This window comes from Clostridium polyendosporum, assembly GCF_018332455.1.
Lineage (GTDB): Bacteria > Bacillota > Clostridia > Clostridiales > Clostridiaceae > Clostridium_AY > Clostridium_AY polyendosporum.
Map to the genome: position 1 here is coordinate 141,101 of NZ_BOPZ01000001.1, position 25,935 is coordinate 167,035.

Consider the following 25,935-nt stretch of genomic DNA (forward strand, 5'->3'; position numbering starts at 1 on the left):
CAAAATAATGTTATTTTTAGATAAAATAACGCAAGTTCTTAATTTTAAATGTAGATATAATGTTATTATAATACTAAAATTCAATAAATTAGAAGTTAATATTATAAAATGCTTTAGGGAGGGTAAAGTAATGTTTGGTAAAATTATTTCATATGAACATCATGATAATAAAGTGAGAATTAACTTTGAACATAGAGTTGGGAAAATTGAAGTAATAACGCCTAATATAGTAAACGTTTTTTCTTCATTTAAATATCAAGACCATTTTTCAAGAGCAATAGAAGATCTTGAAATAGTAAAATGCAATTTTACTGTAGATAAAAAAGATAAATATATAGAAGTTATTACTGATGAATTAATAGTGAAGATTTATGATGAATTTAAGGTAGATTTCTATAATAAGTCCTTAGAAATTTTATGTGAAGATTATAGAGGAGAAAGAGACTCTTTCATAAGGAGAGGTTGCGGTTCTATTGCAGAGGAAGAAGGTCATAAGGTTGAAAAGAATACTGATAATCATAAAATACAAGTTATAAAGAAAATATATGGGGATGAAAAGTTTTATGGACTTGGAGATAAAACAGGTCACTTAAATAAGAGGGGATATAACTATGAAATGTGGAATACCGATGATCCATCTCCACATGTAGAATCTTATAAATCTCTTTATAAATCAATACCTTTCTTTATAACCTTAAGAGAAAAATATACTTTTGGTATTTTCCTTGATAATAACTTTAAGACTTACTTTGATATGGGAAAAGAAAATAGTAACTATTATTACTTTGGTTCTGATGACGGAAACTTAGATTATTATTTTATAACCGGTATAGACATGGCTGAAGTTGTTAATGGATATACCTATCTAACAGGAAAAACACCATTACCACAAAAATGGACACTAGGGTATCAACAATGTAGATGGTCTTATACTCCAGAGAGTAGGATAAGAGAAGTAGCAAATAATTTTAGAAATAAGGATATACCTTGTGATGTTCTTCATTTAGATATTGACTACATGGATGCTTTTAAGGTTTTTACATGGGATAAAGAAAAATTCCCAGAGCCAACAAAGTTACTAAAAGATTTAAAAGATAATGGCTTTAAAGTAGTAACTATCATAGATCCAGGAGTTAAGAAAGAATCGGGTTATGATATTTATGAAGAAGGATTAAAAAATAACTATTTTGCTGTAGATAAAGATGGAATAACTTATGTTAATAAAGTATGGCCAGGGGATTCAGTATTCCCAGATTTCTCTGATAGTAAGGTTAGAGCATGGTGGGCAGAAAATCAAAAGATAATGGTTGATACGGGTGTTAGTGGAATATGGAATGATATGAATGAACCAGCTAGTTTTAATGGACCACTACCAGATGATGTTCAGTTTAGAAATGAAGGTAGGGGTGGAGATCATACAGAAATTCACAATGTATATGGACATCTTATGTCAAAAGCAACCTTCGAGGGCTTAAAGAAACATACAAATAAACGTCCTTTTGTAATAACAAGAGCTTGCTATGCAGGTTCACAAAAGTACTCAACAGTATGGACAGGCGATAATCAAAGCTTTTGGGAGCATTTAAGAATGTCTATACCTATGCTTTGTAACTTAGGACTCAGTGGTATATCCTTTGCAGGGGTAGATGTTGGTGGTTTTAGTTTTGATTGTACTCCTGAGCTCTTATCTAGATGGGTACAGGTAGGATGCTTCTCCCCTCTATTCAGAAATCACTCTTCTATGCTCACAAGAGATCAAGAACCCTGGGCTTTTGATGAAGAAACATTAAATATAAATAGAAAATACATTAAGCTAAGATATAAGCTACTACCATATTTATATGACTTATTATGGCAGGGAGAAACTACTGGATTGCCCGTTATGAGACCACTAGTGCTTCATTATAGTGATGATGATAAGGTACATGAAATTAATGATGAATTCTTAGTTGGTAAGAATATACTTGTAGCTCCAGTTGTTGAACAAGGCAAGAGAAGTAGAGCGATATATCTTCCAAAGGGTAAATGGATAGACTATTGGACAAAGGAAGAATTAGAAGGTGGCAGAACAATATTAAAAGAGGCTCCACTAGATCTATGTCCTATATATATTAAGGTTGGAAGTATTATTCCTAACTATCCAGTGCAAAACTATGTTGGTGAGAAGGAAATAGAAGAACTAACCATTGATATATATCCAGGTAATGGACACTATACACATTACTTAGACGATGGAGAAAGCTTCAATTATAAAAGTGGAAAGTATAATTTATATGATTTTACAATGAAGGAAGGTAACGGAGTAACTCTAGAGATAAAGACACCACACTTAGAATATGAAAAGGGCTATAGCACTTTTAGAATACTAATAAATAGCACTGAAATAAAGGATGTAAAATTCAACGGTAAAGATATAGCATATGAAACAAAGAAACATGTAGTTGAGTTCTCAATTAAAGCAGAAGAGGGGATATTAGTTATAAAATAAAACTTGGATTAGATAGGAGGAAGAAAAGTGGAGCTTGCATACAAGTTAGGTAGAGGAAATTGGAGGACAATTGAAGAAGGAAATGAAAAAGAGTGGCTGATAGGAAATGGTATTGGTGGATATTCTGGACATACCATCGTAGGTGGGGGATTCAGATCCTTTCACGGATATTTAATTGCAGCAATGAATCCTCCAGTTGAAAGATATGTAGTGCTTACAAGAACACAAGAGCAAATAATTGTTGATGACAGGGAATATGATTTAACTTCACAACAGTATGTTAATTATGCTAAAAATGGTCAACAATATCTCCAAAGATTTATTTTTGATTCTGTTCCTCAGTATATTTATCAGGTAGAAGATATTAATATTAAGAAAACTATATCCATGGAATATGGTCATAATACAGTGGTTGTATGTTATGAAGTTAAGAATGGTAACAAACCATCAAAATTAAATGTAGTACCTTTGCTAAACTTTAGATATGCAGGCGAAACAACAGAAAGAAGTAAGTTAAATTTTGATTTAGATCTTAACGACAATGTATTGAAACTAGTTCCACATTTCAAAAAGGATATAACTATAAATCTTTTTGCATCTGAAGGGGAATTTGTTGATAGGGCACTTCGTCCAACTAGCATGGCAACACCTAATTATTTGATAGAAGATAATCATTATTATGGTTTTGATAATAGAAATGGATCTTTAGGATTAGATAATCATTATACTCCTTATGACATACAAATAGAGTTACAATCCTTTGAAAGAAAGAAGTTTTATATTAAATGTACAGTGGAAGAACTTAATGAAAAGGATGGATTTGCAATTATTGAGGAGTATAAAAACAGGGCTAATAAGCTTATGGAACAATCAGGTTATAAAAATCCTTTAGCATTAAACTTAGCAAAAGCAGCAGATCATTTTATCGTAAATCGTAAAAGTACTGGTTTAAAGACAGTACTTGCAGGTTTTCCTTGGTTTACTGATTGGGGACGTGATACAATGATTGCTTTTGAAGGGTTAACCCTATGCACTAAGAGGTTTGATGATGCAAGAGAGATATTAGAGTCATTCGTTAAATACATTAAGAAGGGTCTTGTTCCTAATGTATTTCCAGATAAGGGTTCAGAGCCACAATATAATACTGTGGATGCTTCTCTTTGGTATATACATGCAGTATACCAATATCTTAAGTACACTGGTCAGCAAGAAGATTATAGTTTTGTTGAAGAAAAGTTATATGAAAAGATGATTGAAATCATAAAAGCTTATGCAACAAGTACTGATTTCTCAATAGGTATGGATGAAGATGGATTAGTACATGCAGGTGGAGGATTAGATCAAGTAACTTGGATGGATGTTAGGGTAGGAGATTTTGTAGTTACTCCAAGACATGGAAAACCTGTTGAGGTAAATGCGTTATGGTATAATGCACTTTGTATTATGAAGGACTTATCAAAGAAATTTAGTAAGGATTATAGCCTCTATGAAGAATTATCTATTAAGGTTAAGAAGTCTTTTAATAATAAGTTTTGGAATGAAAAAGAGGAATGTTTATTTGATGTAGTTGATGAAAATGATTCTAAAATAAGACCTAATCAGATTTGGGCTGTTTCTCTTCCATTTACAATGTTAGATAGACTTAAGGAAAAAAAGATAGTAGATAAAGTGTATAAGGAACTATATTCTACTTATGGATTAAGGTCATTAACATTTAAAGATATAGGTTTCAAGAAACAATATATAGGTAAGCTATTTGATAGAGATTGTGCATACCATATGGGAACAACTTGGGTGTATCCAATAGGAGCATTTATATCAGCATATTGTAAAGTAAATGACCATTCAACTGAAGCTATAGCTAGGGCAAAAGAAATGTGTGAAGTTTTTGAAGACCATATGAGTGATGGATGTATAAATGGTATAGCTGAGATTTTTGATGGAGAATTTACTTCAACAAGTAGAGGGTGCTTTACTCAGGCTTGGAGTGTTGCTGAGGTATTAAGAGCTTATACTGTAGATGTCCTACCATATTGTGAGTAGTTTTTTGAGCTCAATATATATATCTTTTTATTTTCATAATAAAAACCATTGGGAGGAGTAAAACAATGAATTTGAGAGAAAAAATGTGTGCAAGTAAAATGTATAATGATTATTCAAAAGAATTGATTGAAGCAAGAAAACGCGCACTTTTATTAACTAATCAGTATAATCAAAGTTTTGGACAACCAACGGAAGAACGAATAAAAATCTTAGACCAACTTTTAGAGAATCATGGTAAAAGTACACATTTTGAGCCAAACTTTCGCTGTGAATTTGGCTTTAATATCACCATAGGAGATAATTTTTTTGCAAACTTTGACTGTATTATTTTAGATTGTGCTAAAGTGATTATTGGTGATAATGTATTGTTCGGACCAAGAGTTGGTATTTATCTAGCTAACCATGCGACTATAGCTGAGGAACGTGCTGCTGGTGGATGTTATGCAAAACCTGTAACCATTGGAAATAATGTTTGGATCGGTGGTGGAGTTAATATAAACCAAGGCGTAACAATAGGAAATAATACTATCATTGGTTCTGGTAGTGTTGTTACAAAAGATATTCCAGATAATGTTGTTGCAGCAGGTAATCCATGTAGAGTATTAAGAGCCATTACTGAAGCAGATAGAACTGGTTTTTTAGGGTAAAGTTATGGATATAAACAAATTGATAGCAGGTATAAACAATATTAATCACTAGAATAAGATGGAAGCAGAAATTAACAAAAATAATAGTATTTTAGTTCCAGCATCACTAGGGAAGTATACACTAATAACTAATTGGGCTGTCCCAAAAGCATGAAATGCTTTTGGGACAGCCCTTGTGTTACTCTTTCGGAATATTGTGTATTAACAAAATTAAAATTTAAATAACAAAAAAATGTAATATATTAAACTTATGTATAAAATTATAATTTTTGAAAATAATACTAGGATGAATTTCCAGTCATAAATATGGAAAAATTTCAATTAACTGCATAATGAGTTGCTGGCATAATACATTTATACAAAGATGATTATTTTTCTTAGTATGGAGGTTTATATGGAACTTATCATTCAACAAATTATAAATATTGATAATTGTGCGGAAAGTTATAGAAAAGATACTAAAAGATTACTAAATGAAAAGGAAAAAGAGTTAGAGGATGAGATAAATGAGCTTTGGATGCACTGGTATAGTGAAAAAAAAGTAATAAGCACTGATACATTGAAAAGAATGGAGGAAGAGGGCGAAGAAATGGCCAAAAAGATAAGAGCGGAAGGGGAACAGAAGCTTAGTATTATTAAGAATGAATTTAACAATAGAAAGATGATTATTGTGGATGAAGTAGTTTCGAGGATAACAAAATTAAACACTTAATTAATTAAAAAGTATCGTCAGTTATTAATATTTTTTAAAAATCCTAAGTTAAGATATAAGCAAATATATGTATTACTGTTATTACGCTTATGGTGGTGATTAGATGGGAGATATAGTAAAGTATGGGGCTATTAATGCAAAGGTAAAGGCTCTGACGGGAAGAATGATTAAAAAAGATCAATATAAAAAGTTATTAAATGCTGTAAATTTTATGGAATGTATTAAGATACTAAAGGAAGAAACTTCTTATGTATCACTTTTAAATGCACTAGATCTGGATAATATTCACAGAATAGAACTAGAAGTGGCTATAAATAAATATTATACATTCATATATGAAAAATTAGTACATTACTTTAATGGGGAATATAGAAGATTCTTTAAGGAGTTTTTTCGTAGGTTGGAGATAGAGGATTTAAAGATAATATTAAGAGGGAAAGCCATTAATAAGAATAGTGAAGAGATTTTTAGAATGCTTACCTCCAGTAGTAAGCTTAGTTCAATGGATCTTAAAGAACTCATAACTTCAAAAAAATTAGAAGTGTTTGTAGAAAAACTAAGAGATACTCCATACTATAACTCACTTAAAATTTTAATTAAAAATATAGGGCATAAGGATTTATATAGAATAGAAACTGAGTTAGATCTACTATATTTCGAAAGAATACAGCGATCTCTTAAGTTATTAGATACCAAGGATAGAGAAGTTATTTTAAAGTTCATTGGTATAGAGGGAGATATTTTAAACTTATCGTGGATTTTTAGAGGAAGATTAATATATAACATTTCACCAGAGGTGTTGTTTAATCTTACTACACCTTTTACATTTAACATAAGAAAAAGTCTCATTAAAGAGTTATGCTACATAAGAAGTTTTGAGGAGTTTAGAGATAAGATTAGGATATCTCCTTATGATAAGATTTATGCAAATCAAAATTCAGAAGAAATTGAAATAAGAGAAAGGGCTTTTAAATATAAATTATATAAAAGGTTCTTAAGAGAAAATAAAAATGACATTTCTGTAGTTATTAGTTATTTATTGCTTATGAAACTTGAAATCATGAATATAATTACCATTGCTGAAAGTAAAAGATATAATATGACTTTTGATGAGATATATAAGTATATTTCTTTTTCGTTGTGAAAGAGGTGATCCTTTATGGCTATAGAAAAGATGTATTTAATTAATATTGTAGGACCTATGAAAAATTTTGATGGAACTTCGAGGCGATTAGCTGTAAATAGTTGTTTTCACCCTATTAATGCTGTTCAGGAAATAAATTCATCTAATTTTCTTTTGAAAACCTCACAGGAGAATATGGAAGCATTAGTTGATATATGTTATATTAGACCTTTTATTAAAAAAGAGAGTTATGAACAATCAGAAAAGAAATGTAAAGAACTTATTAAGGAACTTAAGGTGATAGAAGATAAAAAAGTGAATGTACGGAAAATAAATTACGATATCCAAGAAGCAGATCATAGACTTGAAGAAGTTTATAAGGGATATGATAATTTGCATATGACTCTTTTAAAAAAGAAAGAAGAGTTAGATGAGAGTAGACAGCTTTTAGATACCATGAGTTTTCTAAAGGAGATAAGAGCAGAAGTAAAGGACTTTGTTAATCTAAGTAATTTTACTGTTGGGTTATATAAAACAAAGAAAAGTTCAATGAAGAAGCTTGAAGAGAATTATGAGAATATACCATCTATTATTAAAGAGGTATATAGTGAAAAGGAATTTAGTATTTTTTTATCTTTTACACCTAACTTATTATACTCAGAGGTAGAAAAAATTTTTATTGCTGCTAATTGTGAAAGTATAACGCTATCTTCAAGTTTTAATGGTACCCCTGAAGAGGTTTGTGTGTACTTAAAGGGGAAAATAGAAGTAATAAATAGTAAAATTAATGATATTAATATTGAAATAAGAAAATATTTACTTTTAAATAATGATCTAATATATGATCTTGAAAACATTTTTATTATAGAAAGTAAAGCTGAAGATATAAAGAGGAATGCTGCATGTACTAACGAATTCTACTTTATTTCTGGATGGGTGCCAGAAGGTTTTATTGAGGGTGTTAATGATTCAGTTGATCCATATAAAAGTCAAACTATAATTATAGCAAAAAAGCCTGAACAAATAGTTAACAATTTGTTGATACCTCCAACAAAACTAAAAAACAACTGGTTTTTTAGGCCCTTTGAAGCACTAGTAAAAATGTATGGTATTCCAACTTATGGTGAGATTGATCCTACACCATTTTTGGCTATAACCTATACATTAATGTTTGGAGCAATGTTTGGTGATATAGGTCAAGGGGCCATAATATTTGCTTTTGGTATATTGTTAAAATACGTAAAAAATCAACCAAGTTTGGGTGGTATTCTTTCAAGACTAGGAGTTAGTTCTATAATTTTTGGCTTTTTATTTGGAAGTATTTTTGGATTTGAGGATATCATACCAGCTGTTCTAGTAAGACCTATGGAAAACATTCCACTAATACTTTTATGGGCTGTTGTTTTTGGATGTGTTTTTTTGATGCAGGGTTTTATTTTAGGGATAATAAACAGGTTAAGAAAACGAGATATTGAGTGTGGAGTTTTTGGGAAAGAGGGAATTGCAGGTTTTTTATTTTATATTAGTGCTTTATTAATTGTGATAGATAAATTACTAAATTTAGATTTTTTACAATTACCACAATTAATTGTAATTTTACTTGTTATGCTCGTACTAATACTATTAAGGGAACCTCTAGCTAACCTAATAATAGGTAAAAGACCATTGTTTAGGGATGGAGCAAAAGATTATTTCATAGAGGGAATATTTGAAATATTTGAAGTAGTTCTCTCTATGTTTTCAAATACCTTATCCTTTATAAGAGTGGGTGCTTTTGCACTAAATCATGTGGGGCTCTTCATAGCTTTTTCAGCTTTAGCTAGTATGATGAGAAACTTTGTAGGTTCTATAATCATTCTTGTTATTGGAAATGTAATAATAATAGGGTTAGAAGGGCTGATAGTATTTATTCAAGGTTTAAGACTACAGTACTACGAATTATTTTCAAAATACTATGATGGTGAGGGTATTCCTTTTCAGCCAGTAAGCACAAATATTTTAAATAAAAGTGAAAGTAGATAAAGGGGTAGTTATATGATTATTATTTTATTTTTAATTTTTTGCGCTGTAATACTGTATATCTTTAATAAAAGTAATTAAAGGGGTGGTTATATGGTTATTATTTTACTTCTAGTCTTTTGTGTTGTAATATCGACTCTTACTTATGGAGTTATACAAAGAGTGAAAGATGATATTAATGGTAAAGAGAAAATGAAAAAAGCATTGAAAATAAATCTATCTATATTTATACCAATAATAACAGTAGCATTAATCCTTAATATTCCTACAGTAGTTCTTGCTGCTGAAGACTCATTATCATCATCATCAGGATTAGGGTATTTAGCAGCTGCGCTTTCTACAGGATTAGCAACAATAGGTGCAGGATATGCTGTAGGGGCTGTTGGTTCCTCTGCGTTAGGAGCGGTTTCAGAAGATCCTAAAATATTAGGTAAAACTTTAATCTATGTTGGGCTAGGTGAAGGAATAGCTATATATGGATTAATAATATCAATTATGATTCTTTCAAGGCTTTAGAAAGGAAGATTAAAATGAGAAGTTTTCTTATAAGTGATAATTTGGATTCTTTTATTGGTATGAGAATGGCAGGAATAGATGGAATAGTACTTCATGATAAAGAAGAGATTCTAGAAAAGTTAAATGAACTTACACAAAGAGAAGACTTAGGAATTATTCTAATAACTGAGAAGGCAGCTTCTTTATTACCTGAAAAAATAAAAAAAATGAAGTTGAAAAAAGGAACTCCACTTATTATTGAAATCCCTGACCGGCATGGATTCTTCAAGGATAGGGATTATATTGAGGGATATGTAAAGGAAGCTGTTGGATTAAAAATCTAGGGGGAATATTCATGACTACTATAGATGATAAACTAAGTCTTTTCTCAAAAATAATTTATGAAAAACTTGATGCGGAAATAGAAAATAGTATATTGGAGTTTGAGAAGAAAAAGAATGAAAAACTTAATGTCCAATATAAAAAGATTGCTGTATTAAGGGAAGAAGTATTAAAGGACATAGAAAAAAAAGGAAGGTTTAAGCGAAATGAAATTGTTTCTAATGAGAAACTTAAATTTAAAAAAGAAAATATGCTTCTTAGAAAGCAGTTAATTAAAGAAGTTGTTATAGAAGTTTACAAAAAAATAGATCAATTTACTAAAAGTCCACAATATAAAGATTATCTTTTAAAAAGTATAGAAGAGATTTTAGATAAAGTAAAGCAGGGAAGTTATGAGTTAATGCTAACTAAACAAGACATAGAAAAGTATAAAGATGAGATAATTGATATATTGAAGAGATTCCATGATGTTAGAGTGAAGCTTTCTTATAGTAATGAGGATATGTTAGGTGGAATGTTATTGATAGATGAGGATAAAAGCTTTGTTTTAGATAATACGCTAAATTCAAAAATACATGATAACAAGGAACTAATTGGAAAGAGAGTTATGGAGCTTTTCACCCAGGAGGTAAACGAATGGAAGGAAGTATAATTGGTGTAAATGGTCCAGTGGTCAAGGCTATAGGTATGAATGGATTTAAAATGAGAGAGATGGTATTAGTTGGAGAAAATAGTCTTATAGGAGAAATAATAATCTTAGAAGAAACTTATGCTACAATTCAGGTTTATGAGGAAACCACTGGACTAAAAATTGGTGAAAAGGTAGTTTCTACTGGAAATCCTTTTTCTTTGAAGCTTGGGCCAGGAATATTAGGAAATATATTTGATGGCATTGAGAGGCCATTAACTACAATAAATAATATGTATTATGGATTTATACCAGAAGGTATTGGTCTGATTTCCTTAGACAAAGAAAAGATTTGGAAAGTAAGTGTTAAAGTTTCTATAGGACAAGAGTTAAGGGAAGGAGATGTGTATGGAGAAATACAGGAAACTCCTTCTGTTATTCATAAGCTTATGGTTCCTCCTAAAGTAAGGGGTAGGGTTATAGGTATAAAAGAGACTGGAGAGTACGCTTTAGAGGAAGTTATAGTTAAGCTTCAAGATGAAAAAAAAGTTCATGAGTTAAAGCTTTATCAAGAATGGCCTGTGCGTACGCCGAGACCTGTTTCATTTAGAAAAAGAATTTTTAAACCTTTAATAACAGGTCAAAGAATCATAGATATATTTTTCCCATTAGGTAAAGGAGGAACCTGTGCAATACCTGGGGGGTTTGGAACAGGAAAAACAATGACTCAACATCAACTTGCTAAGTGGTCAGATGCAGATATTATTGTATATATTGGTTGTGGTGAGCGGGGAAATGAGATGACTGAGGTATTAGAAGATTTTCCAAAACTTATTGACCCTCGTACTAACCTTCCTCTTATGAACAGAACAGTATTGATAGCCAATACTTCTAATATGCCCGTAGCTGCGAGAGAAGCAAGCATATACACTGGTATTACTATTGCAGAATATTATAGAGATATGGGTTATCATGTTGCTATAATGGCTGATTCAACTTCAAGATGGGCAGAAGCCTTAAGAGAAATTTCTGGTAGGCTTGAAGAAATGCCTGCAGAGGAAGGGTATCCAGCCTATCTTCCATCAAGGCTTGCTGAATTTTATGAGAGAGCTGGGTATGTGGAAAATTTAAATGGAACTGAAGGGTCCGTAACTGTCATAGGAGCTGTATCTCCCGCAGGTGGAGATTTTTCTGAGCCAGTAACCTTAAATACAAAAAGGTTTGTATCTTCATTTTTAAGTTTAGATAAAAAGTTAGCGTATAGTCGGCATTATCCCGCAATTAATTGGCTTTCAAGTTATAGTGGTTATCTTGGACTACTTAAGGATTGGTATGAAGAATTTGTTTCTCCAGAGGTCATAGATTTAAGAGGGAAAATGTTAAAGATTCTTCATGAAGAAAATAAACTTATGGAGGTTGTAAAGTTGGTAGGAGAAGATGTACTTCCAGATGATCAAAGATTAATTATGGATATATCTAGAGTGCTTAAAATAGCTTTCCTACAACAAAATGCCTATAATGATGTAGATACTTATGTTCCACTAGAAAAGCAATATTCAATGCTTAAGGTTATAGAGAAATTCTATGATCAAAGCTTAGAGGCCGTAAAAAGAGCAATCCCCATATCCTTAATTATGGATAAAAGGTTAATGGAACAGCTATATAAAATGAAATATAATGTCTCTAATGATGACTTTTCTTCGTTAAGAAAACTAGAAGAAGAAATCAATAATCATTTTTGTAGACTTAAAGATAAATATAAAGATTAGGAGGGGGTACCATGAAAAAAAGATATTTAAAGCTTAACAGTGTTCAGGGACCTCTTATAATTCTGTCCAATGTTGAGGGTGTAAGCTATGATGAAGTTGTGGATATAGAGGTAGAAGGGCAACATAAAAAAAAAGGTAAAGTAGTTCAAATATATGAGGATAAAGCTATAATTCAAGTGTTTGAGTCAACTGTTGGTATATCAGTTATCAATGCTTCTGTCACTTTTACCGGAGAATCCTTTAAACTATCATTATCTAAAGAGATTATAGGAAGAGAATTTAATGGGATTGGTGAACCAATAGATGGAGGAACACCTATTTACTCGGATAATAGATTTAGTATTAACGGAAGACCTATGAATCCTGTAGCAAGAAGATATCCTAGAAATTTAATTGAAACTGGAATATCCTCAATAGATTGTTTAACTACCTTAATAAGGGGGCAAAAGCTTCCTGTGTTCTCAGGAAACGGAATATCTCATAACGAGTTAGCAGCACAAATCATAAGACAGGCAAAGATTGGAGATGATGAAAAATCATCATTTTGTATAGTTTTTGCAGCTATGGGGATAAAGCATGATGATGCACATTTTTTTAAAAAAAGTTTTGAAGAGGCAGGAGTTATGGAGAAGGTTGTAATGTTTACAAATCTTGCAGATGATCCTATTGTTGAAAGAGTAATAACTCCAAGATGTGCATTAACTGCCGCAGAGTATCTTGCTTTTGAAGAAAATATGCATGTGCTTGTAATACTTACTGACATAACAAATTACTGTGAAGCTTTAAGAGAATTATCTTCCTTAAGAGAAGAGGTGCCAAGTAGAAAGGGATATCCAGGTTATCTTTATTCAGATTTAGCATCTCTTTATGAGAGGGCAGGAATGATGGAAGGAAAATCAGGAAGTATAACACAAATTCCTATGCTTACAATGCCAAATGATGATATTACTCACCCAATACCAGATTTAACAGGTTTTATAACGGAGGGACAGATCGTTTTAAGCAGAAGTATAGAGCAGAGAGAAATCTATCCACCAGTAAATATATTACCTTCACTTTCTAGGTTGATGAAAGATGGTATAGGAAAGGGTTATACCAGAGAAGATCATAGTGAAGTGGCAAATCAAATTTTCTCAGCCTATTCAAGAGTTGAAGAAGTTACAGCTCTAGCTCAAGTAATTGGAGAAGAGGAACTCTCAGATATTGATAAGCTTTATATGAATTTTGGAAGAGTATTCGAAGAGAAATTTCTTAAACAGAAATTTGATGAAAGTAGAAATATGGAAGAAACTCTTAATTTAGCATGGAGCGTACTTTCGATACTACCAAAAAGTGAACTGGATAGGGTATCTCCTGAAATTTTAAATAAATACTATGGAAATGTGGTGAGTTAAATTGGAAAATTTAGCGCCAACTAAGGCTAATCTAATGGCTTCAAAAAGTTCCTTGGAATTTTCTAAAAAAGGATATGAACTTTTAGATAAAAAGCGAAATGTACTTATTAAGGAAATGTTATTATATTTAGAAAGGGTAAAAACTCTTCAAGAAGAAATGAACACCGCTTTTGCTAATGCTTATCAAGTTCTTCAAAGAGCAAGTATAACTTCTGGTATGTCTACTGTGGAGGATATATCACTTTCTGTAGGTGAAGCAGATGATTACTTTATTAGATTTAGAAGTGTAATGGGAGTTGAGCTTCCTGAAATTGTGTATAAGTCAGTACCTGTTAAACCAACTTATAGTTTTTTTACAAGTAATGGAACAATTGATGAAGCAATACTAATATTTAATAGAGTTAAATATATTATATATGAACTTAGTGAAGTTGAAAATTCTATTTATAGATTAGCAGTAGAAGTTAAAAAAACTCAGAGAAGAGCAAATGCTTTAGAAAATATATCTATTCCTAAATACATGGAAATTGTAAAATTTATAAGCGAAGTACTTGAGGAGAAAGAGAGAGAAGACTTATTTAGGTTAAAAAAAGTTAAAAAGAGAAGGTTAGTAAAAATTTAGGAAGATGTCGGATATAATCACAAATTTGGTATTCCCTTCATAATATGTAGGAGAAGGATGAAAGGAGGGATACCATGGATAAAAATTTCAACGAAATTTTTGATAATATTTCTTTTGATAGCTTCAAATTTGAGGATGATTTCACAGCTAGGGAAGAAACATCAAAATCTCATAGTAAGTCTAGTAGGAAGCATGATTGTGATGATATATCAAAATCTCATAGTAAGTCTAGTAGGAAGCATGATTGTGATGATATGAGTAGTAAGTCATGTTCTAAATCCCATAAAAGAAGGGGAAGAATAGCTGTAACATCAGTACTTGGATGCAGCGAACGTGAACCCATAAGTGGTGTTACAATAGTGTTATTCAGGGTTGTGGGATGTTCATTAGAGTTTGTAGATGCTGAGGTTACAAACGCTAATGGAAGAGTAGTTTTTAACAATCTCAGAGATGGTATTTATAAGGTTGTTCAACTAATAAGAAGATGTATTTTTGAGGAACCTATATTTTTACCAACCGACCAAGTTACAATTGATGAAGATAACAGAGAATTTGACATAATAATTATTAATAAAATAAAAGAATTTAGGAGTAGGAGTAGAAGTATGAGTAGAAGTAGTAGAATTAGATGTAGAAGAAGACGTCGTGTCGATGATTTTGATGATGAGATATTGATCCTTATAATACTATTCTTCTTCTTTGGATGTGGATTCTTCCCATTTGGATTTGGAGGATTTTTCTTTTAATCAATAGGAGATGAGGCATAGGAGCTTCATCTCTTTTTTTACTCTTTAGGAAATTATAAAATTCAAGAATTATGGATAACTTGAAAATGTAATTTAGGACGGCCAGTTTAATTACGACATCTAAAGAGTAAAAAATAAAATATAATTCGACTGTCAATTTTTCCTCACATGTGTTCGGAAAGGCAGATGCATAAAAAAAATCGACAGCTCCACAGTCGCCTTGGCGATTTTTTACTTTCTTATAATTTCAAAATAGGCTCTATATAAATTTGTAGGGAAAAACTATATATGATAATATAAACTTAGAAATAAAGATACATAAGGTGCTATCCATATCCTCCTAGGAGAGTGAAGAATGTCCCCAAAAATATATTAAATAAATTTTAGAATTAATTTTTTTAAAAAGAATTCTAACTTTAATTATAAATTTGTATATCTATATTTATTGGAAAGGTGAGAATTATATGGAAAGATTTTTACTTAAGGTACATAGAATTCATGAAGATGCGATTCTTCCAAACTATGCCCATGAAGGTGATGCTGGATTAGACTTATATTCAGTGGAAGAATTACTTCTAGAATCAGGTGAAACTAAGCTTGTTAAGACAGGTATAAGAATAGAATTACCTAAGAATACAGAAGCTCAGGTAAGACCAAGAAGCGGTCTTGCTTTAAAGCACTCCGTAACTCTTTTGAATACTCCTGGCACTATAGATGAAGGCTATAGAGGTGAAGTAGGAGTTATAATGATTAACCATGGAAAAAAACCATTCAAGGTAGAAAAAGGAATGAAGATTGCTCAATTAGTAGTTAAACCAATATGGAGAGTTGGCGTTGAAGAAGTTTCTAATCTTTCAGATACTGAAAGAGGAAAGGGTGGCTTTGGTTCTACTGGATTGAGATAATAATTTTATATTTAGTATTGTAAGGAAATATTTCTTTAATAAGTATTATTAATAGATATATAAGGATTGCATTTCTAGTTTGTAGAAAAAATAACTTAACCAAAAAGGAGTTGCTTTAATCTAACAGCTTAATGGTTAAGTTAATTTTTTTACTTGCTATTATTTTATAGATAAATGACTTCGCAACTGAATTGATTTGCTGTCATTTTACGAAGTTAAATCTGACTAAAGCTCAGCACGGGCGATGCTTAGTTAATTTTACTGAGCTAAATCTTCCCATTCCATATAAAGAGAATCTATTTTTTCCTGAAGGAAAGTTATTTCCTTATTTACTCGTTCACTTTCTTGAGGGTTCGAATAAATATCTTCAAGACAGAGCATTTCTTGAAGTTTTATAAGTTCTTCCTCTTTGGTGCTTATTTCCTTCTCTATGTTTTTAAGCCTTTGAGCAGCTTCTTTTAAAGATTTTTCAGCTTCTCTTTTTTTTCTTTTTTCTTCTTTAAGTTGGGTTTTAGTTTTTCCAGCTTGTTCTTCTTCTAAACCTTCATATCTATTCGGATTTCTTTTTTTCTCAGTATAGTAGCTATAGTTTCCTAGATATTGCTTAACGCCGTTCTCTTCTAGTTCATATATTTTATCTATAACTTTGTTTAAGAAGTATCTATCGTGAGAAATTACTATTAGTGTGCCATCATAGCTTAATATGGCTTCTTCAAGTGCTTCTCTAGACATTATATCCAAATGGTTTGTAGGTTCGTCAAGAAGAAGAAAATTGGATTTTGAGAGCATAAGCTTTAATAGATTGATTCTGCATTTTTCTCCACCACTTAAAAGAGAGATCTTTTTAAAAACTTCATCTCCATTAAAAAGGAAAGATGCTAAAGTTGTTCTTATGTCGGTGGTAGTCATCTTAGGGAATTGATCCCATATCTCGTCTAAAATAGTATTTTCTAGATTTAGATTTGATTGCTCTTGATCATAATATCCTAGAAATACGTTTCTTCCTAGTACAACTGAACCACTATCTTGTTGTATTTGATTTAGTATAATTTTAAAAAGAGTAGTCTTCCCTCTTCCATTTTCTCCAATAAGAGCAACCTTATTCCCTCTTTTAAGGTCAAAATTTACGTCTTTAAACAGTATCTTATCTCCGTATGCCTTAGAAAGATTTTCTATATGAATTACATCATTACCACTTTTTATTTGAGTTTCAAACTTTATTTTTGAAGCTCCTTTATCTCTATCAGGTGTATCAATTTTCTCCATCTTAGCAAGGACTTTTTCCCTGCTTTCAGCAGCCTTTATACTTTTTTCTCTGTTAAATGAACGGAAACGTTCAATTATTTCCTCTTGACGCTTAATCTCCGCCTGTTGAAGATTATATGCCTTCAATTGAGCTTCATAACTTTTTTGTCGTAGCTCAAGAAATTTTGTGTATGGTGCATTATAACAGTTAATATGACCGTTTATGAGTTCAAAGGTGTGAGTGGTTATACTGTCTAAGAAAAATCTATCATGAGATATTACAAGTACAGTACCTTTATAGCTTTTTAAGTATTCTTCTAACCATTCGATTGCTTCTAGATCAAGATGGTTCGTAGGCTCGTCTAGTAGTAGTATGTCAGGTTTTATAAGTAATAGCTTACAAAGAGCAACTCTTGTTTTTTGCCCACCACTAAGTACTTTTATTTCCTTATAAAAATCCTCTTCAGTAAATCCTAGTCCTTTTAACACTCTGGATATTTCGCCTCTAAAGGTATATCCCCCTCTGTTCTCATAAAGTTCTTGACTAGTAGTATAATCTTTTATTAATTTATTATGGTAATCTTCCTTAGCGTGATCGTAAGGTTCATTCATTTTTATTTCAAGGTCTTTAATCTTATTTTCAAGTCTTAAAATATCCTCAAAAACATTAAGTAATTCATCATAAATTGTCTTACAACTTTCTAAAGCAAGATGTTGAGAAAGATATCCTATGGTTTTGTTTTTATCAATAAACAAATCACCATTATCTTGGGAAAGTTCCCTTGTTAAGATCCTAAACAGTGTAGATTTACCTTCTCCATTTGCACCAATAAGACCTACTTTTTCTCCTTCATTTATATTAAAAGTCACATTTTTTAAAACTTCATCTATTCCAAAGCTTTTCTTAACATCCTTACAGCCAATGACAATCATTTCTAAAACTCCTTTATTTCTTAATTTGACTATTACTTATTATACTATCTCACAGACCGCATGACAATTAAAGCAAATATTTTACATAAAGGTAATGGATAGTATATTTTAAATGATGTACTACAATAATATTGCAATATATTTCTGGAAATATTTATAAAATTCCCTTTAGTGTATTATATTTTTTACGGTATAATAAATTTAATATAGTTAACTAATATACTACATAGGAAAGGATGTGACCCTAAAAATGAGTAGGGGAAAAAAGATAGCATTAGTTACTGGAGTTTTTGTTGTTATAATAGCAGGATTATCGTTAACCACGTTTTTAAAGAAAAATCCTAAGGTTATTACTGTAAAAACGTCAGTGGCGCAAAAAGGAGGTATTAAGTCATACTTAAATACTACTGGAATCATTAAATCAAAAAATATTAAGGACTATTATGGTTCACAACTTAAAGTCTCCAAAGTGAAAGTAAAGGTTGGAGATAGTGTTAAAAAAGGCGATGTTCTTGTAACTTTTGATAACTCAGATCTTCAAAGTGCAGTACAGCAGGCTCAATTACAGTATGATAATGCAGTGCTTAGCAGAGATGATTTATTAAATCAGAAGAACAATATTCAGGATACAATTGCGTCTTTAGATAATCAGATAAAAGATTTGCAAAATAAGATAAAGACAACACAAAATACAGTGCAAAATGAAACCATTCTTACAAAATATGAAACAGACCTTGAAAAAGCTAAGGTAAAAATTGCATCTTTAGACAGTCAGATAAAAGATTTGCAAAATATAATAAAAATAACACAAAATACACTACAAAATGAAAATATTCTTACAAAATATCAGACAGAACTTGAAAAAGCGAAGGCAAAAAGAGAAAATCTTCAACCTATATCTAATGATAAAGTTAAACAATCTGATAATGCAGTATCTCTTGCAAAGCTAAGCCTTGATAATGCAAAATTAAAAGCATCATCAGGTGGAAGCATAGTTGCTGATTTCGATGGTGTAATAACAGCAGTTAATGTTTCTGAAGGTGGAGTAGCAAATCCTTCAATACCTGTGGTTGAACTTAAAGATCTTGGTTCTTTAAAGGTTGTAGTATCTCTTAGTAAATCAGATGTTGAAAGAGTAAAGCTTGATCAATCTGCTGTGGTTAAGGCTGGGGGAAAGAGCTACAATGGAAAAGTATCCTTCTTAAGTCCAGCAGGAAAAAAAAGTGGATTGCCAGCAGCAGCAGCAGGTGCTTCTTCAGATGTTACATTAGATGCTGATATTGATTTATTAGAGATTGGAGATACTTTAAAAGTAGAATTTGATGCTGATATAGATATACTTCTAGGAGAAAAGAATGGAGTTGTAAATGTTCCTACAGAAGCATTAAAATCAGCTAAGGGTGGCAAAACACTAGTATATATTGTTGACTCAAATGGAAAAGTAACAGAAAAAGAAGTAAAAGTTGGACTTCAATCAGATTTAAATGCTGAAATTCTAAGTGGAGTAAATGAAGGAGAAAAAGTAATATTAAATCCAAATACTTCAATAGAAAATGGAATAATTGTTAAAGAAAGTGGTGAAGGTGAGAAATAGATGATTGAAATTATAGATGTCTTTAAAACCTATAGAACTGGTCATATAACCTATACCGCTTTAAAGGGTGTTAATTTAAGTGTTCAAAAAGGTGAATTTACAGCTATAATGGGACCTTCTGGGTCAGGAAAGAGTACCTTAATGAATATTTTAGGATGCTTAGATAGATTAGATAAAGGCAAATATATTCTAAATGAAAAAGATGTATCTAATATGAGCGAAAATGAACTTGCAAGAGTTAGAAATAAGGAAATAGGTTTTGTATTTCAAAACTTTAATTTACTTCCAAGAATGTCTATACTTGAAAATGTAGAACTTCCTATGATATATGCAGGTATACCTTATAAGGAAAGAAGAGAAAAATCATTGATAGCTTTAGAAAAGGTAGGACTTACAAATTGGATAAAGCATAAACCTAATGAGATTTCAGGTGGTCAGAAGCAGAGAGTAGCAATTGCTAGAGCGATAGTAAATAGTCCATCTGTTATAATGGCAGACGAGCCTACAGGGAACTTAGACTCAAAGGTTAGTGAAGATGTGATGGGGATTTTTCAAGAACTTAATAATGATGGAGCTACAATAATTATGGTAACTCATGAGCCAGATATAGCTCAGTACACAAAAAGGCTTGTAAAGGTTAAGGATGGACTAATTATATCAGATGAAATAGTTAAAAACAGAAAAATATTAACGAAAAAAAGAGATGAAGAATTAGCATAGGAGGGGAACTAAATGCAGTTTTTTGAAAACTTTAAGATGTCCATTGATAGTATAAAGTCAAATAAACTTCGATCTTTCTTAACTATGCTTGGTATTATTATAGGAATAAGTTCTGTTATAACAATATTAGCTTTAGGTACAGGAGGGAAGGAAAGTATAACAGGAGAATTTGAAAAAATAGGGTCATCTACTGCTGAATTAAAGATAAACCCTCAAAGTGCTACAAAATCAGATTATTTTACATTAAGTGATGTTAAGGCAATAAAAGATAAAAGTTCATCAGTAAAATATGCTTCTCCATCTCTTCAAAAGCAGGGAATAGCTAAGAATGATAATAAAAATAAGAGGGCTGTAATAAGTGGAGGAAATACTGATATAAATTATATTCAAAATAATGAATTTCTCTATGGAAGATTCTTTAATGATAAGGAAGTTGAAGAAGCAAAAAATGTTGGGGTTATAGATGAATTTACTGCAGAATATTTTTTTGGTTATAAGGACGCTGTAGGAGAAAGTCTTCTAATAGGAAGGAATACAACACCTAAAAAGATAACAATTATAGGAATCACAAAGACAAGTAGGTTCATGGCTGATGTTCGTAGAGATCAAGTACCAGCTATAATAACAATACCTGTTACATCTTTGAATAATCTTTATGATGGAGATGGAACTATAGATAATATTTATGTATTGGCAGAATCCAAGGATAAGGTAGAAGATGCTGCTTCAGAAGCAGTAAATATAATAGAAACAAGGCATAACAATAAGGGCAAAGAGTTATATTATGCAGAGCAATTAATGAAACAAATTGATGAAATAAATAAAGTTTTAGATATATTTACTTCCTTTATTAGTGCAGTGGCAGCAATATCATTGTTAGTCGGCGGAATAGGTGTTATGAATATAATGCTTGTTTCTGTTACCGAAAGAACAAGGGAAATTGGTATAAGAAAGGCTATAGGTGCAACTACTAGTTCAATATTAATACAGTTTCTTATGGAGTCTGTAATTATATCTCTAATAGGTGGGTTTATAGGACTAATAATAGGAGTATTAGGAGCTTTTGGGTTAGGAAGTTTTGCGGGAGTAACTCCTGTACTTTCAATGAAACATATAATCCTTGTAATACTTTTCTCTAGTAGTGTGGGTATATTCTTTGGTATATACCCTGCAAGAAAGGCAGCAAAGTTAAATCCTATTGATGCACTTAGATATGAATAAAATGTAGCTTACTTAAGGTAAAAAGATGGCATAAGCCATCTTTTTTAATGCCTATAACATTTTATTTTCTATTATTTCACAAAGTGAAATCTGACAATAGATTATTCAATTTTGTTACTATTATTATCGTATTCCATCTTGTATAAGTACAGATTGAATACTAGGAGTTCCTCCTACAATCCCTATAGCATAAATTGTATAAAATTTATTTGGTCTTAGATTTACATCGGGAATCCGTAAAGTCAAGGCACTTACACCTGATGGGGCTAAGTCAAAGGTATAAATTCCAGGGGATAAGGGATAATACCCTGTGATTTCTTTGTATTCAACCATTTTAAATAATTTGTTTGTGCCTATAGATAAGTCAAGCAATGGTGCATTTGTTGAAAGAGAAATAAATCTTAAAAAGGATATATTGGGATTTACAGCTCCACTAGCATCTTTTATTACCAAGAGATCTAAATTTGCTGGAAGATTAACAGCAGCTACTGTAAAAATACTATTAGGAGCAACCTCTAGAGTTTTTGTTATAACTAGATTTTCTTTAGTGCCGGTTGGAAATATTTCAATTTTATATTCCCCAGGAGAAACTTCAATATAGTTTGTGAATTTTGAAAAAGCAAGATCTTTAGCTATAAGGTTACCATTAGCATAAACATCTACTGATGGTGCTGTTGGTGATGCATGAAATAATCTGATTAGACTTTTAAGGTTTGGCATAGCATTTCTAAAGGTGTTTATGTTTCTATAACTATAATAGTCATTATCCCAGTACATATAAAGTGACTCCTTTATTAATTAATATCTTAACGTAATAGATATGATTTTTCTTATTATTTTTTTAGTCATAGAATATGGGATTTTATATACTCCAAATATTTTAAATACAGTTGGATGTTCTTTTTCGATTCTAGATACGATCATATCTACTCTTTCTTTATCAAATCTCTCATTCTCTGAATCTAAGTCTGAGTCCAAATCCTCAAATATGTTCATTGAGGTCATCATTTCGTCCATTGGTGGGCTAAAAAGAGCATTCATCCAGTAAAATTGGGGAGGAGTTGTTCTAGCGTAAAAGTCATCCATAACATTAAAAGGCATATAATCTACTGGTGGCGTATTGTAGAAATACGGACAAAAGTCGTTTGGATTAGGGTTTTCAAAGGAAAACGGCTCAAATCCTAAGTCAGAAGATTCTATATTATCCTCTCGATATTTCTTGTCTGAATACATTGGTATACCTCCAAAATCACACTATTTATACTTATAACTATGATAAAGATAATGATAATATTCAACCTTAAGTATAGATAAGCGACTTCATAACTAAATTGATTGAGGATTTAAGTTGTTTATCTTTAATCAAGTTAAGTACTTAATAATCAAAAAATAGTTAGAATTTAATATTTTATATTAAATTGAAAATTTAGCTATGAGTTGATTTTAAACTTCATATAAATGTAGCTTAGAAATCCTATATAAATAATAATGCTTCATGGACAATTAAAAAGATAGTGAATAGAATATAGTGGAGGTAGTTGATATGGATGAAAGGAAAGAAATGAATTTCAGAGAGTTGTTTTACGGAATTGATAACTTTATACCGACAAAGTTTGGAAAGAAAGTTACAGGTATTAATTTTGATAATGCAGCCACAACTCCACCACTTAAAAGTGTCGTAAGTTGTGTAGATAGCTTTTTACCATGGTATGGTTCCATAGGAAGAGGTAAAGGTTATAAGTCTACTGTTAGTACTAAAGTTTATAATGAAGGAAGGGCGGAAATTTTAAAGTTTTTTAATCTTAAAAGAAGAAAAGATTATACAGTAGTGTTTGTTAAAAATGCAACAGAAGGATTGAACCTTTTAGCTAGTGTTTTAGTAGATAGCAAGGATGATGTAGTAATAACCTCAAGAATGGAACATCACTCTAATGATTTACCATGGAGAGCTATTTGTAGGGTAGAATATATAGAGGTAGATAGATGGGGAAGGCTTAAGCTTAAGGAACTGGAGGAAAAACTTTATAAAAATAGAGGTAAAGTAAAATTTGTTTCTATTACAGGAGCTTCAAACGTTACAGGATATGTGAATGATATCCATAGAATTAGTTATTTAGCTCACAAATATGGTGCAAAGATTATTGTGGATGGAGCACAGCTAGTACCTCATAACAAAGTTAATATGTGCGGATATCAAGGAAATGATTGTATTGATTTTTTAGTATTTTCTGCTCATAAAATGTATGCCCCCTATGGAGTTGGTGCTGTAGTTGGTTTAAGGGAATATTTTGAAAATAATGGACCTTTTATGCTAGGGGGAGGCACTGTAGATGCTGTTATGGATGATGATGTATATTGGGCAGAAGCTCCAGAAAAAGATGAAGGAGGTACACCTAACGTATTAGGCGTACTCGCTCTTATTACAGCGATAAAAGAAATAAATAAAATTGGATATAACAGCATAGAGAAACATGAGAGGATGTTAAGCGATTATTTGATTGAAGGTTTAGAAAGTATACCTAAAGTTATTATGTATGGTGATAATCGCGATAGAACTAGGCTTGGTATTGTTGTATTAAATGTAGAAGGGATCTATCATGAAGATTTAGCACAAATGCTTTCAGACTATAGAGGAATATCTGTACGAAATGGATGCTTCTGTGCTCAACCTTATGCTAAAAGGCTTTTAAATATAAGTGAGAGAGACGCTCTGAAATATGTTCTAAATCCTAAAGAACCTAAGCCTGGAATGGTAAGAGTTAGCTTTGGATTATATAATACAATTTATGAAGTGAATGAATTTTTGAATGTTATGGAATATATAATAATGAAATATAAAAAATAAGGTGCAGCAAAAGACTGCACCTTAAAATTTATTTAGGTTATTTAAAACATACTAAATGTACGTTATATGCTGAAGTGTGATATACTATACTTTGTGCTATATAATGGAATATCAGGAATATGAAGTTTTTATAAAGAAAAAGAGCATACTTTTTATTTGTTAGTTATAAAATATTTTATATTTATTTAGCTTGACACTCCACATGCATAAATGGATGAGATTCTTTGGTGGTAGTCGTTAGTTTATTTCTGATAGTCGTAGTTCCTCAAGGTTTAGGGTGCGCCATCACCATTCCTAAACCAGTATATATAGCAGTTTAGGCACACACTTTATTATCAAATGTGTCTGATTTTTTTTCTCTAAATGTTTTAGCATGTTTGACTTCACGAAATATAAAATTTTACACACAAAATGAATTAGTTTGTGCAACCTTGTATTTTATCTGATTATCAATGAGGAGTTAGCGTTTTAAAGTCTTCTACTTGCTATTTGTATTATAAAAAAGTCACTATAATTTACATTAAAGTTCTATAAAATAACCTTTCATTCCACGCTTGAAGGACATGGGGTTTTGGATAAATATTGTAATGCTGATACAGTATAGGCAAAGTGTCATAAATTGTGATATATAGGCTATACTAAAAGATAATTATTTAAATAAGGAGGATATTATGGATTTTAAGAGCTTAATAATAATAGCAATAGCCCTTGCTATGGATGCATCAGCGATTGCACTTAGTATAGGTATCAATTGTGGAGTACAAAAGTCAAATAAGTTATTTTTTGCTCTTTCATTTGGTTTTTTCCAGTTTTTATTTTCTTTTTTAGGAGCCTTTGCAGGCCTTTTGTTTGAAACCTATATTGCTACAATACCTAATATAGCAGGAGGAATTATAATTGCTTTTGTAGGTGTGTTGATGATTAAGGAAGGGATGGAACAGAAAGATGAGTGTTTCCTGATAAGACCTAAAATGTATTTAATACTTGGTATATCGGTTAGTATAGATGCTTTAGTTGTTGGCTTTACTGCTTTCCATGACATTAAAGATTTTTTGCTAATTCTTTCAAATACCTTAATTATAGGTTTAGTAACTTTAATTCTAAGTATAGCTGCATTTTTATTGTCAAGATATGCTCGAAAAATAAGTTTTATATCAAAGTACGCAGATTATATAGGTGGAATTATATTAGTTATATTTGGACTAAAAATGATATTTTCATAACCTTTCTTAAGATATTAATGTTACTCATTAGAAGAGAATTAATATATATTTTATTAAGAAAAATCAATCTAAGTAGAGAAGCTGGTTTATTTCATTCAAGACTTTACATAATAAAATAAAAGCTTTTTTACTATAGTCATAAGATGTTAAATATATTTTTCTTTATTAATATAGGGATATTTGATGAATTTTGAAATGTGATATAATTAAAGAAAAAAGAT

General features: G+C 31.0%; 22 protein-coding genes. 19 read left to right on the forward strand and 3 right to left on the reverse strand.

What is annotated here, in order from left to right; genetic code table 11:
• Positions 1-130 precede the first annotated feature (130 nt).
• From CPJCM30710_RS00555 to dut, 14 genes are all read left to right on the forward strand, one after another.
• Positions 131-2,488 (forward strand): glycoside hydrolase family 31 protein, encoded by a 2,358-nt coding sequence (locus CPJCM30710_RS00555; protein ID WP_212902210.1) that lies wholly within the window; start codon positions 131-133, stop codon positions 2,486-2,488.
• A 27-nt stretch (positions 2,489-2,515) separates the two neighbouring features.
• Positions 2,516-4,531: an amylo-alpha-1,6-glucosidase gene (locus CPJCM30710_RS00560; protein ID WP_212902211.1), complete on the forward strand. Its 2,016-nt coding sequence runs from the start codon at positions 2,516-2,518 to the stop codon at positions 4,529-4,531.
• A 65-nt stretch (positions 4,532-4,596) separates the two neighbouring features.
• A complete protein-coding gene (locus CPJCM30710_RS00565; RefSeq protein WP_212902212.1) occupies positions 4,597-5,178 on the forward strand; it encodes a sugar O-acetyltransferase in 582 nt (193 codons plus the stop codon).
• Positions 5,179-5,572: 394 nt separating this feature from the next.
• Positions 5,573-5,890: a hypothetical protein gene (locus CPJCM30710_RS00570; protein ID WP_212902213.1), complete on the forward strand. Its 318-nt coding sequence runs from the start codon at positions 5,573-5,575 to the stop codon at positions 5,888-5,890.
• 103 nt (positions 5,891-5,993) lie between these two features.
• The gene (locus CPJCM30710_RS00575) at positions 5,994-7,034 is read left to right on the forward strand and encodes a V-type ATPase subunit (RefSeq protein ID WP_212902214.1); all 1,041 of its coding nucleotides are present in this window, start codon (positions 5,994-5,996) and stop codon (positions 7,032-7,034) included.
• Positions 7,035-7,049: 15 nt separating this feature from the next.
• The gene (locus CPJCM30710_RS00580) at positions 7,050-9,035 is read left to right on the forward strand and encodes a V-type ATP synthase subunit I (protein ID WP_212902215.1); all 1,986 of its coding nucleotides are present in this window, start codon (positions 7,050-7,052) and stop codon (positions 9,033-9,035) included.
• 90 nt (positions 9,036-9,125) lie between these two features.
• Positions 9,126-9,548, forward strand: coding sequence for an ATP synthase subunit C (locus CPJCM30710_RS00585; RefSeq protein ID WP_212902216.1), 423 nt, complete (start codon positions 9,126-9,128; stop codon positions 9,546-9,548).
• Positions 9,549-9,562: 14 nt separating this feature from the next.
• The gene (locus CPJCM30710_RS00590) at positions 9,563-9,871 is read left to right on the forward strand and encodes a V-type ATP synthase subunit F (protein WP_212902217.1); all 309 of its coding nucleotides are present in this window, start codon (positions 9,563-9,565) and stop codon (positions 9,869-9,871) included.
• Positions 9,872-9,882: 11 nt separating this feature from the next.
• On the forward strand, positions 9,883-10,521 hold the full coding sequence (locus CPJCM30710_RS00595; RefSeq protein WP_212902218.1) for a V-type ATP synthase subunit E: 639 nt from the start codon (positions 9,883-9,885) through the stop codon (positions 10,519-10,521).
• Positions 10,506-12,266, forward strand: a complete 1,761-nt coding sequence (locus CPJCM30710_RS00600; protein WP_212902219.1) for a V-type ATP synthase subunit A — start codon at positions 10,506-10,508, stop codon at positions 12,264-12,266. The genes CPJCM30710_RS00595 and CPJCM30710_RS00600 overlap by 16 nt, the downstream gene beginning before the upstream one ends.
• A gap of 11 nt (positions 12,267-12,277) precedes the next feature.
• Positions 12,278-13,660: a V-type ATP synthase subunit B gene (locus tag CPJCM30710_RS00605; RefSeq protein ID WP_212902220.1), complete on the forward strand. Its 1,383-nt coding sequence runs from the start codon at positions 12,278-12,280 to the stop codon at positions 13,658-13,660.
• A 1-nt stretch (position 13,661) separates the two neighbouring features.
• On the forward strand, positions 13,662-14,282 hold the full coding sequence (locus CPJCM30710_RS00610; protein ID WP_212902221.1) for a V-type ATP synthase subunit D: 621 nt from the start codon (positions 13,662-13,664) through the stop codon (positions 14,280-14,282).
• A 74-nt stretch (positions 14,283-14,356) separates the two neighbouring features.
• On the forward strand, positions 14,357-15,028 hold the full coding sequence (locus CPJCM30710_RS00615) for a hypothetical protein (RefSeq protein ID WP_212902222.1): 672 nt from the start codon (positions 14,357-14,359) through the stop codon (positions 15,026-15,028).
• A 464-nt stretch (positions 15,029-15,492) separates the two neighbouring features.
• Positions 15,493-15,933, forward strand: a complete 441-nt coding sequence (dut, locus tag CPJCM30710_RS00620; RefSeq protein ID WP_212902223.1) for a dUTP diphosphatase — start codon at positions 15,493-15,495, stop codon at positions 15,931-15,933.
• A gap of 258 nt (positions 15,934-16,191) precedes the next feature.
• Here dut and abc-f read toward each other — a convergent pair whose 3' ends face one another.
• On the reverse strand, positions 16,192-18,111 hold the full coding sequence (gene abc-f, locus CPJCM30710_RS00625; protein WP_212902224.1) for a ribosomal protection-like ABC-F family protein: 1,920 nt from the start codon (positions 18,109-18,111) through the stop codon (positions 16,192-16,194).
• Between the two features lie 250 nt (positions 18,112-18,361).
• Here abc-f and CPJCM30710_RS00630 point away from each other — a divergent pair, with 250 nt between their 5' ends.
• Genes CPJCM30710_RS00630 through CPJCM30710_RS00640 form a run of 3 tightly spaced genes read left to right on the forward strand, consistent with a single transcriptional unit; the run spans position 18,362 to position 21,646 of the window.
• The gene (locus tag CPJCM30710_RS00630; protein ID WP_212902225.1) at positions 18,362-19,705 is read left to right on the forward strand and encodes an efflux RND transporter periplasmic adaptor subunit; all 1,344 of its coding nucleotides are present in this window, start codon (positions 18,362-18,364) and stop codon (positions 19,703-19,705) included.
• Entirely contained in the window at positions 19,706-20,425 is a 720-nt protein-coding gene (locus tag CPJCM30710_RS00635; protein WP_212902226.1) for an ABC transporter ATP-binding protein, read from the forward strand.
• A 12-nt stretch (positions 20,426-20,437) separates the two neighbouring features.
• Positions 20,438-21,646 (forward strand): ABC transporter permease, encoded by a 1,209-nt coding sequence (locus CPJCM30710_RS00640; protein ID WP_212902227.1) that lies wholly within the window; start codon positions 20,438-20,440, stop codon positions 21,644-21,646.
• Positions 21,647-21,769: 123 nt separating this feature from the next.
• Here CPJCM30710_RS00640 and CPJCM30710_RS00645 read toward each other — a convergent pair whose 3' ends face one another.
• Together CPJCM30710_RS00645 and CPJCM30710_RS00650 are read right to left on the reverse strand one after the other, a co-directional pair.
• Positions 21,770-22,423 carry a DUF4397 domain-containing protein gene (locus CPJCM30710_RS00645; protein WP_212902228.1) on the reverse strand — a complete coding sequence of 218 codons (654 nt, stop codon included), beginning with the start codon at positions 22,421-22,423 and terminating at the stop codon, positions 21,770-21,772.
• Between the two features lie 21 nt (positions 22,424-22,444).
• Positions 22,445-22,879 carry a hypothetical protein gene (locus CPJCM30710_RS00650; RefSeq protein ID WP_212902229.1) on the reverse strand — a complete coding sequence of 145 codons (435 nt, stop codon included), beginning with the start codon at positions 22,877-22,879 and terminating at the stop codon, positions 22,445-22,447.
• 310 nt (positions 22,880-23,189) lie between these two features.
• Between CPJCM30710_RS00650 and CPJCM30710_RS00655 the strand changes: the two genes are divergently transcribed.
• Together CPJCM30710_RS00655 and CPJCM30710_RS00660 are read left to right on the forward strand one after the other, a co-directional pair.
• Positions 23,190-24,491, forward strand: coding sequence for an aminotransferase class V-fold PLP-dependent enzyme (locus CPJCM30710_RS00655; protein WP_212902230.1), 1,302 nt, complete (start codon positions 23,190-23,192; stop codon positions 24,489-24,491).
• A gap of 671 nt (positions 24,492-25,162) precedes the next feature.
• Positions 25,163-25,714: a manganese efflux pump MntP gene (locus CPJCM30710_RS00660; protein ID WP_212902231.1), complete on the forward strand. Its 552-nt coding sequence runs from the start codon at positions 25,163-25,165 to the stop codon at positions 25,712-25,714.
• Positions 25,715-25,935 lie beyond the last annotated feature (221 nt).